Origin of the sequence: Enterococcus termitis (genome assembly GCF_001730305.1) — a bacterium.
GTDB lineage: Bacteria > Bacillota > Bacilli > Lactobacillales > Enterococcaceae > Enterococcus_L > Enterococcus_L termitis.
Window position 1 is genome coordinate 480554 of record NZ_MIJY01000001.1, and the last position, 14570, is coordinate 495123.

The window sequence follows — 14570 nt, forward strand, 5'->3', positions numbered from 1 at the left end:
AGCGATTGGAAATGACTTTAGATAAAAATTTTTTATGGGGCGGCGCAACAGCTGCCAATCAAGCGGAAGGAGGCGTACTTGAAGGAGGACGAGGATTATCGAATGTAGATCTTTTACCGACTGGTCCAGACAGAAAGAAAGTAGCTGCTGGTGAGTTGGAAATGCTGGAATGGAAAGAAGGCTACTATTATCCGGCAAAAGTGGCTATCGATATGTATCAACACTACATGGAAGATATTCAATTATTTGCAGAAATGGGATTTAAAGTATACCGTATGTCACTCTCGTGGTCGCGCATCTTTCCTAATGGCGATGAAGAAGAACCAAATGAAGCGGGTTTGCTGTTTTACGAAACTATTTTTAAGGAATTGAGAAAGCATACTATTGAACCATTAGTGACGATAGCTCACTTTGATGTCCCTGTTCACCTAATCAAAGAATACGGTGGATGGAGAAATCGGCGTTTAGTTGATTTTTATGCTCATTATGCAGAAACAGTGATCAAGCGTTACAAAGGACTCGTAAAATACTGGCTAACGATCAATGAAATTAACATTTTACTGCATCAACCTTTTGTTGGCGGAGGGATCGTTTTTAAAGAAGGCGACAATAAACAAGAAATCAAGTATCAAGCAGCTCATCATCAATTAGTTGCTAGTGCATTGGCAACTAAAATTGCACATGAAGTTGATCATGAAAATAAAGTTGGCTGTATGCTGGCTGGAGGAAGTCATTATCCATATACATGTCGTCCAGAAGATTATCAAGAAGCTATTAATCGCGATCGAGAAGGCTATTTCTTTATTGATGTGCAAGCGCGTGGGAAATACCCGAACTATGCACTGAAAAAGTTCGAACGTGAAGGTTTGACGATTCAAATGGAGAGTGGTGATAAAGACATTCTTGCTGCTTCACCAGTAGATTTCGTAACTTTTTCTTATTATTGTTCGCGGACTGTTAGTGCAAATCCAGAAGATTATGCGCAAGCTACTGGAAATCTATTCCCCTCGATCAAAAATGACTATCTACCTTCAACAGAATGGGGCTGGCAAATTGATCCGCTGGGACTAAGAAATTCATTAAATCAGCTGTATGATCGCTATCAAAAGCCTTTATTTATTGTAGAAAATGGCTTAGGTGCAGTGGATTCTCCAGACAAGAACGGTTATGTTGAAGACGACTATCGTATTGATTATTTGAAAAAGCACATACAATCATTTAAGGATGCTGTAGAAATCGATGGGGTAGAATTGCTCGGCTATACGACTTGGGGCTGTATTGATTTAGTTGCAGCTAGTACAGGACAAATGAGTAAGCGCTATGGATTTATTTATGTGGATCGTGATGATGAAGGAAAAGGAACCTTGAAACGATCAAAGAAAAAATCATTTGACTGGTATAAAAAAGTGATCGCATCAAATGGTGATAGTTTGTAGGATTCTGTCAGTTGGAGCTGCTGGATAATAGAGTTATAAGACCTTTCTCTAATGTGAGTGAGGTCTTTTTTATGAACATATTTTGATTAAAGGGATGTGCATTTTGCCGAATTTATAGGAAAATCAGACAAATATACATAAAAGTGAAATTTTAAGATAAAAAATGATAAAATAGTCTTAGTTCATTCAATTGATCAATTAAGATTAACGGAGAGGAATGGAGATATTGAACGTTACTCAAAAAGAATTTGGTGAGAAGAGTATTTTGTATTCGCTTACGAATGATCATGGCGTGACGATGAATGTAACCGATTTAGGTGCAAGAATCGTTGATTTGATCGTTCCGGTCAATGGTGAAAAAAGAAACATCGTTTTAGGCTTTGATTCTGCGAAGGAATATTATGACAAAGATATCTATTTTGGTGCAAGTATTGGTCGAGTAGCTGGCAGAATCAAACATGGCTCGTTTGCGATCGATGATCAAAATTATCAGCTTCCAGTCGATCCTAAAAATGGCCACGTGTTACACGGAGGAGCGGAAAGTTTTGAAACGAAAATCTGGCAAAGCGAGATAGTAAAAACAGATGAGCAAGTTTCAATCATCTTTTCTTATGTAAGTGAAGATGGAGAAAACGGTTTTCCTGGAACGTTGAAAGCTGATATAACCTACACGTTAACAAATGAAAATGAATGGTTGATCGATTATCAAGCGACAACTGATTTACCGACATTATATAATCCAACCAATCATGTTTATTTTAACTTAACAGGTGATGTAACAAAATCGATTGCTGACCATAAATTAGTTGTTGATGCAGATCGATTTGCTGTTGTTGCTGATGATACGACTGCGACAGGTGAACTAAGAAAGGTTGAGGGGACACCGTTTGACTTTACTCATTCAGCTGCTTTAAATCAAGTTTTAGAAACAACATACGAGCAAAATGTCTTAGTCAATGGGTTGGATCATCCATTTATTTTAAATCATACAGGGTTCGATCGCCCACAAGCAGTCATAACTGCGCCAAATGACGATCTTTCTATAGAAATGTATACAGATCGTCCAGCTGTCGTGATTTTTACTGCACAATTTGGCGAAGATGGACCGGTTGTTCGAGGAGAACAGTTGGCGAATCATGGCGGAATCACATTAGAAACGCAAGTGAGTCCAGGTGCGATCGAGTTTGAAGGATTCGGTGATATTATTTTATATCCTGATACACCTTTCAAAAGTCGGACGATTTTCAAAATCAATCAAGAATAAGAGCCATTTTATTTAAATAAAAACAGTAGGGAGCAATGAACATGACAGAAAAACTTTTAGGTAGTATCGAAGCGGGTGGAACGAAATTTGTATGTGCTGTTGGGACAGAGGCGCTTGAAATCAAAAAAAGAGTGAGCTTTCCGACAACAACTCCAGAAGAAACGATGGCATTAGTGATCGATTTTTTCAAGCAGTATGAGTTAAAAGCAATCGGTATTGGTTCTTTTGGACCCATCGATATTCATCCTGAATCGCCGACTTATGGGCATATTACTTCCACACCAAAATTGGCATGGCAGGATTACGATTTTGTAGGAGAAATGAAAAAACATTTTCCACTACCGATTGCATGGACAACAGATGTAAATGCAGCGGCTTATGGCGAATATGTGGCAGGAAGTGCGAAAGGTCTATCGAGCTGTGTCTATTATACAATTGGTACAGGAGTGGGTGCGGGTGCCATTCAAAAGGGCAAATTTATTGAAGGATTTAGTCATCCTGAAATGGGTCATATGATTGTTAGACGACATCCTGAAGATCAGTTTGAAGGCTGGTGTCCGTTTCATGGAGATTGCTTAGAAGGGATTGCCGCAGGTCCAGCAATTGAAAAACGAACGGGAACAAAAGGTCAAGAACTAAGTAGTGATGATCCAATCTGGGAAATCGAAGCTTATTATATTGCACAGGCAGCGTACAATACGACGTTGATGTTGGCGCCAGATGTGATTATTTTTGGTGGTGGCGTCATGAAGCAACGGCACATGATGGAAAAAGTTCATGATGAGTTTGAAAAATTAGTAAATGGGTATGTAAAAACACCGCCGTTGAAAGACTATATTGTAACGCCAAAATTAGAAGATGATCCAGGAACGATTGGGTGTTTGGCTTTGGCCAAAGAAGCATATGAAGCACAATAAAGACATCTAAACAGTTTTGACGAATAACATGGGAAATGATATAGTAAAAATGATAATTAAAGAGATAGGTGATGAGCATTCGGCATATCAGACATTAGATAGTCAGTGATGTGGATATGACTGGAACAGAGTAAATAAAATCAATTCTAAAAAACAAACAGACTGTTTTGGCAGTTCTATTTGTTTTGCTTACTAATTGGTTTTACTTTACTCATAAAGGCTCATTTTGTGTAAAAAGCTGTAGAGTAAAATCTACGGCTTTTTTTATTTTAATTATCAATAATTGAAAGGGAGAATAATATATGCTAAAAAATCGTTATGCTATGTTGAACAAACCGAAAGTATATGAAAAAACAGAAGCTCTTTTTTGGGAGGATGAGTATATTTCAAAACAAATGCTGAGAAATCATCTTACACCTGATTTTGATGGAGCCAGTAGAAATATGAGTTTTATTAACCAATCTGTGCAATGGATAAAGACTATTCTACCACCAGTTGAAAATGAAGCGCTACTGGATATTGGCTGTGGACCTGGAATCTATACAGAACTTTTTACAGAAGCAGGGTACCAAGTGACAGGAATCGATAGTTCAAAACGCTCTATAGATTATGCAAAAAGAAATGCAGAGAACAAAAAAATGGACATCACTTATTTGAATCAAAACTATTTAAATATGGATCTACCAACGAAATTCGATCTTATCACGATGATCTATTGTGACTATGGTGTTTTGTCGAAAGAGGAAAGAAAAAAACTTGTGAAGAAAATCTATGATCATTTGAAACCAAATGGAACGTTTTTATTGGATGTATTTTCTATAGAAAAATATGATTGTTTTCAAGAACAGCAGGTCTGGGAATATTCAGAGAGAAATGGTTTTTGGGCTAAAGAGCTGTATCTATGTTTAAACAAAAATATAAAATATCCTAAGCATATCACACTAGAACAAGTAACAATTATTACCGAACAAGATCTAAAGACCTATCATTTATGGATGACCTATTTTACAGTCGAAAGCTTGGCTCAGGAATTTTTAGAGAATGGTTTTAAGAATTATAAGCTGTTTAGTGATGTAAAAGGAACGCCATATGATAAAAGAAGTGAAACACTTGCATTGATCGTTGAAAAATAGTCGACAAAAGGAGTAATGATTTAGCTAATCGTTAGCATCTTTAGTGACATTTGAAACGAACAATGTTATCATAAAAACACTTACTAATAGTAAGCGTTTTTGGCGTATCTTTTTATTAAACATAAAAGCAGGTGGAGAATATGCATTATATCTTTGAACATGGTACCAAGGAAGGAAAGAACCTTCTATTGCTTCATGGCACAGGCGGTGATGAACACTCGTTGATTGAAATTGCACGCTTTTTAGACGCGAATGCGACAATTCTCTCTCTTCGGGGAACGATTCAAGAAGATGGCATGAATCGCTATTTTAAACGAAATGGACTAAATCAATTTGATTTGGAAAGTTTAGAAAAAGAAACGGATCATCTTTTAGCAGAAATTACTGCTATTAGTGAAACGAAGGGGATTCCTTTAGAGAGTTGGATCATCGTGGGTTATTCAAATGGGGCAAATATTGGCGCTCATATGATGATGGAACGAGAAGCATCAATTAAACGAGCCATTTTATTTCACCCAATGTCGCTTGGCGTGGACACGAATCTAGCACAAGTGAATGAAGGAACTATTTGGCTATCGACCAGTGAAAATGATCCAATTGTATCAAAAGAGGCGTCAGATCAGTTGATTTTCCAATTAGAAAAACATACATTTGATGTCACGGTCCAAAAAAAAAATTCAGGTCATCAAGTAACGATGGAAGAAGTTGAGCATGCGAAAAAATGGCTCTCTACATTGGACAATAAATAACTCGACCAATGCTAAAAGGAGAAGCTAAATAGTTGTAGCAGTTAAATAATGGTGCTATGCTAGTTATGTAGTATAAATTAACTAGGAGGGATTTTCACATGGCAGATTTAAATGGACGCATAAATGATGCAAAAGACAAAGTTGAAGGAACAGCTAAAGAAGCTCAAGGTAAAGTAACCGATGACAAAGGAAAAGAATTAGAAGGCAAAGCGCAATCAACATTTGCAGATGCAAAAAGTAAAGCTCGTGATGCCGGTGATGATATCAAAGAAGGCGCTGAAAGTCTTGGCGACAAGATCAAAGAAGGTTTTGAAGATATCAAAGAAAAATTCCATAAACATGATGATAAATAAATAAAATAAGCTGCTAAAATGAGAATGGGATAAACACTAATGAGGCGATAAGTCCCATTCTCTATTCAGCTTTAAAAGGCTAAGACATAACGATTCCAGTTATGTCTTAGTCTTTTTATTTATATTGGGAAGAAAACTTAATACGTGAGTGAAATAGCTATGCTTTGTTTTTTTAAGAAGACTTGACTTAGAGTTAAGTATAAGGTGTAAGGTTTTATAAGAACGGTAAAATTTTTTATGTTGAAGACTGAGGCAAGAGATGAATGAAAAGAAAGGACGAAGAACGTTATGAAAAAAAGACAACTTGGTAAAAATGGACTAATCACATCAGAATTAGGATTTGGGTGTATGGGCTTGAATTATCACCGAGGACCTGTTAAAGACAGAAATGAAATGATTCAACTTGTTCATGAAGCTGTTGATTTAGGGATCACGATGTTTGATACTGCTGAAGTTTATGGTCCATATACGAATGAGGAATTAGTTGGAGAGGCGTTAGTCGGTAAAAGAAATGAAATTCAAATCGCTACAAAAGGTGGTTTTCGAATTGATGGGTTGAATAATGAGCCGGATAGTAGCCCAGAAGTAATCAAGGCAGCTGTAGAGGGTTCGTTGAAGCGGTTAAAAACAGATTATATTGATTTATATTACATCCATCGAATTGATTCGACTATTCCTATTGAAGACGTAGCTGAAACAATTCAAAAACTTAAAAAAGAGGGGAAAATTTTACATTGGGGTTTGTCAGAAGCTAGTGCTGAAACTATCCGTCGGGCGCATAGTGTAGAGCCGTTAGCTGCTGTTGAGAGTGAGTATTCTATTTGGTGGCGGGAGGTCGAAAAAGAAATTTTTTCTGTTTTGGAAGAATTAAAAATCGGGCTAGTTGCATACAGTCCACTTGGTAGAGGGTACCTCACAGGAACATTAGATAAACAGGCACATTTTACTGAAAATGATAACCGTGGCCAACTTCCAAGATTTACCAAAGAAGCAATGGAAGCAAATCAGGTTTTACTTGATTTTATGAAAAAAATTGCTGATGAGAAGCAAGCAACGACAGCTCAAATCGCTATTGCATGGATTCTTGATCAAAAGCCGTGGATCGTACCGATTCCTGGAACAACTAGAAAAAGCCGTTTAAAAGAAAATATTGAAGCTAATGAGATTATTTTTTCTGATTCTGAAAGAAAAATAATCGATCAAGCCTTGAAACAAATCCAAATCGTCGGCGACCGCTATCCAGAATCGGAGAAAAAAAGAACGGGTCGTTAATAGTCAATAGCAGTCAGTGCTAACTGTATCTAAGTAATAACAACTATCTCATCATGAGAGTAAGAAGGCTGCTTATCCAATTTTTCCCAAAATGAAAGCATTTTAATATTAGTCATGGTCATAAAATCATAGATATGATAAAGTTAAGGGGAGAAATGTATTTTGGGAAAATGAGGTGTTTGCAATCGTTGATTGGCTATTGTCTTTAGAAGCGTGGCAGCAAGCGTTAGTGGGTACAGGATTTACTTATTTTATGACTGCTTTGGGCGCAGCGTTGGTTTTCTTTTTCAAAGAAATCAAAAAAGATATTTTGAATATGATGTTAGGGTTTGCTTCTGGTGTGATGATTGCAGCAAGTTTTTGGTCATTACTTGATCCGGCAATCAAACAAGCAGAAGAAAATGGGAGTATTGCGTGGTTAGTAGTGAGCTTTGGCTTTGGTTTAGGCGGGCTATTTTTATACATTGCTGATAAGACGTTGCCTCATATGCATTTTGGGCCGAATCATGAAAAAGAAGGTTTACCGAGTCATTTAAAGCGAACGATATTATTAGTTTTCTCGATCACACTACACAATATTCCAGAAGGATTGGCTGTCGGCGTTGCCTTTGGAGCGGCTAATTCGGCAGATGATCCAACAAAAGCAGTTTTAGCTGCAATTTCAGTTGCCTTAGGAATTGGCATTCAGAATTTTCCAGAAGGGGCTGCCGTGTCGATTCCGTTACGACAAGAAAATTTAAGTCGGAAAAAAGCCTTTCTTTATGGGCAAGCTTCGGGGATCGTCGAACCTATTGCAGGGATGATTGGCGCGATTTTGGTGACGAAGGTAACTCTGTTGTTACCCTATGCGTTAGCCTTTGCAGCAGGAGCTATGATTTATGTAGTCGTAGAAGAATTGATACCAGAGGCACAGCAAACAGTGACTAGTAAACGACATTTTGCTGTATTCGGTGTAATGCTTGGTTTTATTATCATGATGATTTTAGATGTGGCTCTAGGGTAAAAAAGAAACATACTAAGATTAGAGGAAGCTACGCTAAAAGCGTATAAGGTCTCTAAATCTTAGTATGTTTTTATTATAGGATCCGTTCAAACGGATCTAAACTGATTCCTTTTTCTAAAACGATTTTTGCGTATTCTTGTGCGGAGAATAAAGAATGATCTTTGTAATTTCCGCATTCCTTTGCAGATACAGCTGGAACAAAATCTGTTTCAACAATAAAGTTCAATACTTTCACCAAAGCATCACGAATTTCTTTTGGTGAATGTTCATTCCACATGATCATGTAAAAGCCAGTACGGCAGCCCATTGGTGAAATATCAATGATTCCTTCTAAATGATCGCGTAAGTTTACGGCTAATAAATGTTCTAATGTATGAACCGCAGCCGTAGGTAATTCATCTTCATTTGGTTGTAAGAAACGTAGATCGTATTTTTCGATTAAAGCTTCACCATTTTTTTCTGTTCCTGCTAAGCGTACATAAGGGGCTTTAACAGTATTATGATCTAATTCAAAACTTTCAACACGTGCCATCGTATTCACTCCTTCAAATTCAGTAAATGTCGCTATTAACTATAACAAAACAAAGCTAAAAGTCAATAGATTCATATTTTGAAACGAATACAGGAACGAATACTAAGAATTTTGTTTGGCGAAAATTTTGGCTAGTTTTTTTAACAATTCGGGTGCATCCTTTTGATCCAAGATAACTTCGATCCATTGTAGTTTCTCTGTCTCTTTACGGGCTGCAATCAGGGCTTCATTTAAATCATTGACTGTTCTTACTTTATAGGTCGCAACAGAATCATTCGTTCCACCAAATACAAAAGGTAGATGTTGATAATCCCACATAGGAATATCATTATAAGGCTCTTGCTCCCCGTGGATTTCACGTTCGACAGTGTAGCCGTTGTTGTTCAGCACAAAAATGATCGGCGTTATTTTTTCTCTAATAGCTGTTCCTAATTCTTGAACAGTGAGTTGTAGCGAACCGTCACCGATAAATAAAATATGTCGATTGGCAGGTTTGGCAAGCTGACTGCCTATAACAGCGGGAAAAGTGTAGCCGATTGATCCCCATAAAGGTTGTCCAATAAAGAACATATCCTTTTTTAATGCAACATTTGTCATACCAAAAAAGGAAGTTCCTTGTTCAGCGGCCACGATATCTCCAGGGATTAAAAAGGATTCGATTGACGACCATAAGGTTTTCTGTGTCAATGTATCATTGATTTCCTCTTCTCTGGCTGCATGGATCATAGGAAGCAGCTCGCCACTATATCCTTCATAGGACAAATTCATTAAAGTAGGAAGAAATTGGTCCAATTGTATTCCCTTTTCCTTTGTCCCAAAGAGAGAAACTTCATCGCAACCAATAGAGATCATCTGTTGTTCTGAAAAACCAAAGCTGAATCCTGAGGTAGCGGAATCTGTCAGTTTTGCACCTAAAAGTAAAATAAAATCAGCTGAATCAACGCGATTTTTTAAGGGTTCAGCAGTTGTCGAGCCAGAGTATGTTCCCAGATAGTGAGGATCTTCTTCGTTAAAAGCGCTTTTGCCCAAAGGAAGACTTGTGATCGGCAAATTAAATTTTTGAATGAATGCTGCCAATGGTTGTTCAAGTTGCCAGCTCAATAGCTCATGTCCAGCAATGACTATCGGTGATACAGAACGCTGTAAATGCTCTGAGATTGTTTTTAAAAGATCTGAAAAATCTTCTTCTCTAGACGCTTTAATTAGAGCGTGAACCGGCTTTGTCGCTTCACTTTCTGCTACATCAATCGGTAAATTAAGGTAAACAGGTCTTTTTTGAGTGAGAGCAACCTGTAAAACCCGATCGATTTCTGTTAACGCATTTTCTATTGTTAAATGAGCGACAGCGGCTGTTATTTCATCATGCATTTTTTCAAAGTGCATAAAATCGCCATCACCTAAGGTATGGTGAACTAGTTTTTTTGCTTCTTGAACTTTTGTAGTTGGAGAGCCAACGATTTCTATGACTGGAACATTTTCAGCGTAGCTGCCCGCTAAGCCATTGATGGCACTTAATTCTCCAACACCAAAGGTAGTAACAAAGGCTGAAAGACCATTCGTTCGGGCATAGCCGTCTGCCATGTAAGCAGCGTTTAATTCATTTGCATTTCCAATCCATTTTAAGTCTTTTCTAGCAGTGATTTGGTCTAAAAATTTTAAATTATAGTCGCCAGGGACACCAAAAATATCATCGATCCCTAACTCCTTTAATCGATCAAGTAAATAATCTGCCACAGTATACATCAAAACATCCTCCTTAACATTTAACCGCAGGATAAGCTGCAAAAAAAGTATAGGACGCTTGAGAGATTTAGTCGATCATCCTGCTCGAATGATAACAAAATGATTAAATGACTATTTGAATTTATACATCTGTTACAGGGAGAACTTTTTTGATAAAATAAACCAAAATCACTTTACTTCCTATGTAGTAATAGACAATACTATGGTAAAATGGAAAAAGCAACTTTCTTCAGGAAGATGAGAGGAGATTAATAAGTATGAAAGAAAAGTATAATGTTGCCGTGGTAGGAGCGACAGGCGCTGTTGGTACAAAAATGATCGAAATGTTAGCGGAGTCTACGTTGCCATTGAATCAAGTCAAACTTTTAGCATCTAAGCGTTCTGCGGGAAAAGAACGAACATTTAAGGGACAAACACTCGTAATCGAAGAATTAGTCCCCGAATCATTTGAAGGAATCGATATTGCCTTGTTCAGTGCGGGTGGCAGCATATCTAAACAGTTTGCTCCGGAGGCAGTAAAGCGTGGTGCTGTCGTCGTTGATAATACGAGTCATTTTAGAATGGACCCAGATGTTCCTTTGGTAGTTCCAGAGGTCAATCCAGACGCATTGAAACGTCATAAAGGAATTATAGCAAATCCAAACTGCTCAACGATCCAACTGATGGTGGCGCTTGAACCGATTCGCAAGGCCTATGGACTAGATCGCTTGATCGTCTCCACTTATCAAGCAGTCAGCGGAGCGGGTATCCATGCAATGGAAGAGCTAAAAACACAAGCAACAGAATATATTAATGGCACACCTGCTGAAAAGTTGGCAGCCAATATTTTGCCATGTGGCGGAGATAAAAAGCATTATCCGATCGCTTTCAATGCATTGCCTCAAATCGATGTATTCTCTGACGATGATTACACTTACGAAGAATGGAAAATGATCAACGAAACCAAAAAGATCATGGAAGATGACGGCATCAAAGTTGTTGCGACTTGTGTGCGTATTCCAGTTCTATCTGGACATTCTGAATCAGTATATATTGAAGTTAAAGAAGATGGTGCGGATGTTGCTAAGATCAAAAAGCTAATCGAAACGGCACCAGGTGCAGTTTTACAAGATGATCCGAGTCAACAAGTCTATCCACAAGCATTGATGAGTATTGACCGAAAGGAAACATTTGTTGGACGGATTCGTAAAGATATTGATATCGAAAAAGGATTCCATATGTGGGTCGTATCGGACAACTTATTAAAGGGAGCCGCTTGGAACTCAGTTCAGATTGCCGAAACACTACATGCGATGGATTTGGTGAAGGTTTAAGGATAACTCAGCTGCACAGGCTAGCTCTTCGGAAAAAAGATAAAAATAGAGTGAGACAAAAAGCGTCTCAATCGATTTTTCAGTTAGAGCTTGACGAGCCTGTTCCACTTTTAAATTAGGAGGAAGTAAGTATGAATTTAGAAAATGCAACGATCATCACAGCTATGGTCACACCTTTTGACGAAAATGGTGCAATCGATTTTTCTAGATTGCCTCAATTGGTTAATCATCTGCTTGATAATCATACAGAAGGAATTATTTTAGCAGGGACGACTGGAGAATCACCGACTTTGACTCACGATGAAGAAATTGAATTATTCAATGAAGTGATTCGTTTAGTCGATGGTCGAGTACCGATTATCTGTGGTGTGGGAACCAATGACACACGAGATTCTGTAGAATTTGTTAAAGAGATTTCAGCAATTAGAGGAATTGATGCTGGTTTGGCAGTCGTTCCTTATTATAATAAACCAAATCAAGAGGGCTTATATCAACATTTCAAAGCAATTGCCGAAGCTAGCGATCTACCGATCATTTTATACAATGTTCCGGGAAGAACAGTCGCCAGCCTTGATGTAGCAACAAGTTTGCGTTTAGCAGAACTAAAAAATATCGTTGCGATCAAAGAATGTTTTGGCTTAGATGCGTTAACAGAGTTGGTTGAGAAAGCACCAAAAGACTTTTTAGTGTATACTGGAGAAGATTCCTTAGCTTTTTCAAATAAAGCGATAGGCGGACAAGGGGTCATTTCAGTAGCTAGTCATGTTTTTGGTACTGAAATGTACAACATGTATCAAGCATTGGATCAAGGAGAAATAAAAAAAGCAGCAGCGATTCAACGGCAGTTATTGCCTAAAATGAATGCTCTGTTTTCAGTGCCATCTCCTGCTCCAGTCAAAGCTGTTTTGAATCATTTAGGCATAGCTGTCGGTGATTTACGTTTACCTCTTGTATCATGTACTTCTGAAGAAAAGGCGAAAATTTTAAGCATACTTGATCTTTGATCTTGTGTGAGAATATAGAGAGGTGAAACTAGTGAGTGCAATAAAAATCGTTCCCTTAGGCGGCGTTCGTGAAAATGGTAAAAATATGTATATCGCAGAAGTGGAAGATGAAATTTTTGTGCTGGATTGCGGATTAAAATATCCAGAAAATGAACTACTGGGAATTGATGTGGTTATTCCAGACTTTACGTATTTGGAGGAAAATATTGATCGTGTTGCTGGTGTTTTCTTAACACATGGTCATGCCGATGCGATTGGAGCATTACCATATCTATTAGCCAAAGTTCATGTACCGGTATTCGGTACAGAGCTAACGATCGAGTTAGCAAAATTAAATGTTGGAGATCATGCTGGGTCAAAAGATTTTGATGATTTCCATGTAGTGGACGCTCATACTGAAATTGATTTTGCTCATGCAACGATCAGTTTTTTCCGAACAACACATACGATTCCAGAATCGATCGGGATCAATTTGAAAACCAAAGCAGGCAATATTGTCTATACAGGTGATTTTAAATTTGATCAAAGTGCTATTCCAATGTACCAAACTGATTTTGGCCGTTTAGCTGAGATTGGCAATGAAGGAGTTTTAGCTTTATTGAGTGATTCTTCTAATGCAGAAAACCCTTCACAAGTTGTTTCTGAACTGCAAATTGCGGATGAAGTCTTCGATACGATCCGTTATTGGGAAGGCCGTATCATTGTAGCTTGCGTTGCCAGTAATTTACAACGTGTGCAACAAATTTTAGATGCAGCGTACCGTTCTGATCGTAAAATTGTATTGACAGGACAAGATTTTCAACGGATCATCAACACAGCAATCAAGCTGGATAAGTTGAAATTACCAAGTGAAGACTTGATCATCAGTGTCAAAGATATGAAAAAATATCAAGCAGATCAGTTGATCATTTTGGAAACAGGAGCAATGGGAGAACCAATCAAATCATTGCAAAAGATGGCAAATAAAACTCATCGTACCATTAAGATTCAAGAAGGCGATCTAGTTTACATTACCACTACACCAACAACAGCAATGGAAACAGCTGTGGCTAAAACAGAAGACATTGTTTACCGTGCAGGTGGTGTTGTCAAACAAATTTCAGATAATATGCGTGTATCAGGACATGCTAGTCCAACAGATCTACAGTTGATGTTGAACTTGATCAAGCCAAAATACTTTATTCCAGTTCAAGGAGAATATCGTCAATTAGCAGCGCATGCTGATTTGGCTCATGAATTAGGTATTCCATATAAAAATATTTTCATTACTGGTCGAGGAGATATCCTTGAATATTCGAAGAATAAAATGACGGTCTCTGGCAGCACGACGGCTGAAAATATTATGATCGACGGAATCGGTGTTGGAGATATTGGAAATATTGTCCTCCGTGACCGTAGAATTTTATCTGAAGATGGCATTTTTGTAGCTGTTGTAACGATCAATCGCCGTGAAAAACGGATTGTTTCGCCTGCTAAAATTACATCAAGAGGCTTTGTTTATGTTAAAACAAGTAAAGATTTGATGAAAGAAAGCAGCAACATCGTAACAGAAATCGTTGAAAAGCATCTTGAAAGTAGCGACTTTGAATGGAGCAAGCTAAAACAAGATATTCGTGAGCAATTAAGCCGTTACTTGTTTGAGCAAACCAAACGCCGTCCAGTGATCTTACCAGTGATCATGGAAGCAACGCAGCGAAAAGGGCGTAAGGCATCAAATTAACAGGTATAAATCACTCAGTCGCTGCAAAAATGGCTGAGTGATTTTTGTTTATCATCTTAGAAAAGCTGATCGACTTTTTTTACAGAATTATTATTTTTCGATACAATAAAAGTGATGTTAGGAGGGATAAA

13 protein-coding genes are annotated in these 14570 nt (G+C 37.8%); 11 read left to right on the plus strand and 2 right to left on the minus strand.

Going from position 1 to position 14570, the window contains the following annotated elements; all coding sequences use genetic code 11:
- Positions 1-11: 11 nt before the first annotated feature.
- The 8 genes from BCR25_RS02245 (at position 12) to BCR25_RS02280 (ending at position 8127) form a co-directional block, all read left to right on the plus strand.
- A complete protein-coding gene (locus BCR25_RS02245; RefSeq protein ID WP_069661967.1) occupies positions 12-1436 on the plus strand; it encodes a 6-phospho-beta-glucosidase in 1425 nt (474 codons plus the stop codon).
- Positions 1437-1653: 217 nt separating this feature from the next.
- A complete protein-coding gene (locus BCR25_RS02250) occupies positions 1654-2700 on the plus strand; it encodes an aldose epimerase family protein (protein ID WP_211272475.1) in 1047 nt (348 codons plus the stop codon).
- A gap of 41 nt (positions 2701-2741) precedes the next feature.
- Complete coding sequence (gene scrK, locus BCR25_RS02255; RefSeq protein ID WP_069661969.1) at positions 2742-3617, plus strand: fructokinase ScrK; 876 nt, start codon at positions 2742-2744, stop codon at positions 3615-3617.
- A gap of 302 nt (positions 3618-3919) precedes the next feature.
- Positions 3920-4750, plus strand: coding sequence for a class I SAM-dependent methyltransferase (locus BCR25_RS02260; RefSeq protein WP_069661970.1), 831 nt, complete (start codon positions 3920-3922; stop codon positions 4748-4750).
- 140 nt (positions 4751-4890) lie between these two features.
- Positions 4891-5499, plus strand: coding sequence for an alpha/beta hydrolase (locus BCR25_RS02265; protein ID WP_069661971.1), 609 nt, complete (start codon positions 4891-4893; stop codon positions 5497-5499).
- A 98-nt stretch (positions 5500-5597) separates the two neighbouring features.
- A complete protein-coding gene (locus BCR25_RS02270) occupies positions 5598-5852 on the plus strand; it encodes a CsbD family protein (protein ID WP_069661972.1) in 255 nt (84 codons plus the stop codon).
- 288 nt (positions 5853-6140) lie between these two features.
- Complete coding sequence (locus BCR25_RS02275) at positions 6141-7124, plus strand: aldo/keto reductase (RefSeq protein ID WP_069661973.1); 984 nt, start codon at positions 6141-6143, stop codon at positions 7122-7124.
- A gap of 184 nt (positions 7125-7308) precedes the next feature.
- Positions 7309-8127, plus strand: coding sequence for a ZIP family metal transporter (locus BCR25_RS02280; RefSeq protein ID WP_069662128.1), 819 nt, complete (start codon positions 7309-7311; stop codon positions 8125-8127).
- Between the two features lie 73 nt (positions 8128-8200).
- Here BCR25_RS02280 and BCR25_RS02285 read toward each other — a convergent pair whose 3' ends face one another.
- Together BCR25_RS02285 and BCR25_RS02290 are read right to left on the minus strand one after the other, a co-directional pair.
- The gene (locus BCR25_RS02285; RefSeq protein WP_010760946.1) at positions 8201-8659 is read right to left on the minus strand and encodes an S-ribosylhomocysteine lyase; all 459 of its coding nucleotides are present in this window, start codon (positions 8657-8659) and stop codon (positions 8201-8203) included.
- Positions 8660-8761: 102 nt separating this feature from the next.
- On the minus strand, positions 8762-10402 hold the full coding sequence (locus BCR25_RS02290) for an alpha-keto acid decarboxylase family protein (RefSeq protein ID WP_069661974.1): 1641 nt from the start codon (positions 10400-10402) through the stop codon (positions 8762-8764).
- 257 nt (positions 10403-10659) lie between these two features.
- On the opposite strand from BCR25_RS02290, the gene BCR25_RS02295 reads away from it, so the two are divergent.
- From BCR25_RS02295 to BCR25_RS02305, 3 genes are all read left to right on the plus strand, one after another.
- The gene (locus BCR25_RS02295; RefSeq protein WP_069661975.1) at positions 10660-11715 is read left to right on the plus strand and encodes an aspartate-semialdehyde dehydrogenase; all 1056 of its coding nucleotides are present in this window, start codon (positions 10660-10662) and stop codon (positions 11713-11715) included.
- Between the two features lie 131 nt (positions 11716-11846).
- Positions 11847-12719, plus strand: coding sequence for a 4-hydroxy-tetrahydrodipicolinate synthase (gene dapA / locus BCR25_RS02300; RefSeq protein WP_069661976.1), 873 nt, complete (start codon positions 11847-11849; stop codon positions 12717-12719).
- A gap of 31 nt (positions 12720-12750) precedes the next feature.
- Complete coding sequence (locus BCR25_RS02305; RefSeq protein WP_069661977.1) at positions 12751-14439, plus strand: ribonuclease J; 1689 nt, start codon at positions 12751-12753, stop codon at positions 14437-14439.
- The last annotated feature ends 131 nt before the right edge of the window (positions 14440-14570 follow it).

Bases quoted from the DNA above. Each gene is read 5' to 3' on its own strand.
- BCR25_RS02245 (WP_069661967.1), top strand. From the start codon at position 12: ATGACTTTAGATAAAAATTTTTTATGGGGCGGCGCAACAGCTGCCAAT.
- BCR25_RS02250 (WP_211272475.1), top strand. From the start codon at position 1,654: ATGGAGATATTGAACGTTACTCAAAAAGAATTTGGTGAGAAGAGTATT.
- scrK (WP_069661969.1), top strand. From the start codon at position 2,742: ATGACAGAAAAACTTTTAGGTAGTATCGAAGCGGGTGGAACGAAATTT.
- BCR25_RS02260 (WP_069661970.1), top strand. From the start codon at position 3,920: ATGCTAAAAAATCGTTATGCTATGTTGAACAAACCGAAAGTATATGAA.
- BCR25_RS02265 (WP_069661971.1), top strand. From the start codon at position 4,891: ATGCATTATATCTTTGAACATGGTACCAAGGAAGGAAAGAACCTTCTA.
- BCR25_RS02270 (WP_069661972.1), top strand. From the start codon at position 5,598: ATGGCAGATTTAAATGGACGCATAAATGATGCAAAAGACAAAGTTGAA.
- BCR25_RS02275 (WP_069661973.1), top strand. From the start codon at position 6,141: ATGAAAAAAAGACAACTTGGTAAAAATGGACTAATCACATCAGAATTA.
- BCR25_RS02285 (WP_010760946.1), bottom strand. From the start codon at position 8,659: ATGGCACGTGTTGAAAGTTTTGAATTAGATCATAATACTGTTAAAGCC.
- BCR25_RS02290 (WP_069661974.1), bottom strand. From the start codon at position 10,402: ATGTATACTGTGGCAGATTATTTACTTGATCGATTAAAGGAGTTAGGG.
- BCR25_RS02295 (WP_069661975.1), top strand. From the start codon at position 10,660: ATGAAAGAAAAGTATAATGTTGCCGTGGTAGGAGCGACAGGCGCTGTT.
- dapA (WP_069661976.1), top strand. From the start codon at position 11,847: ATGAATTTAGAAAATGCAACGATCATCACAGCTATGGTCACACCTTTT.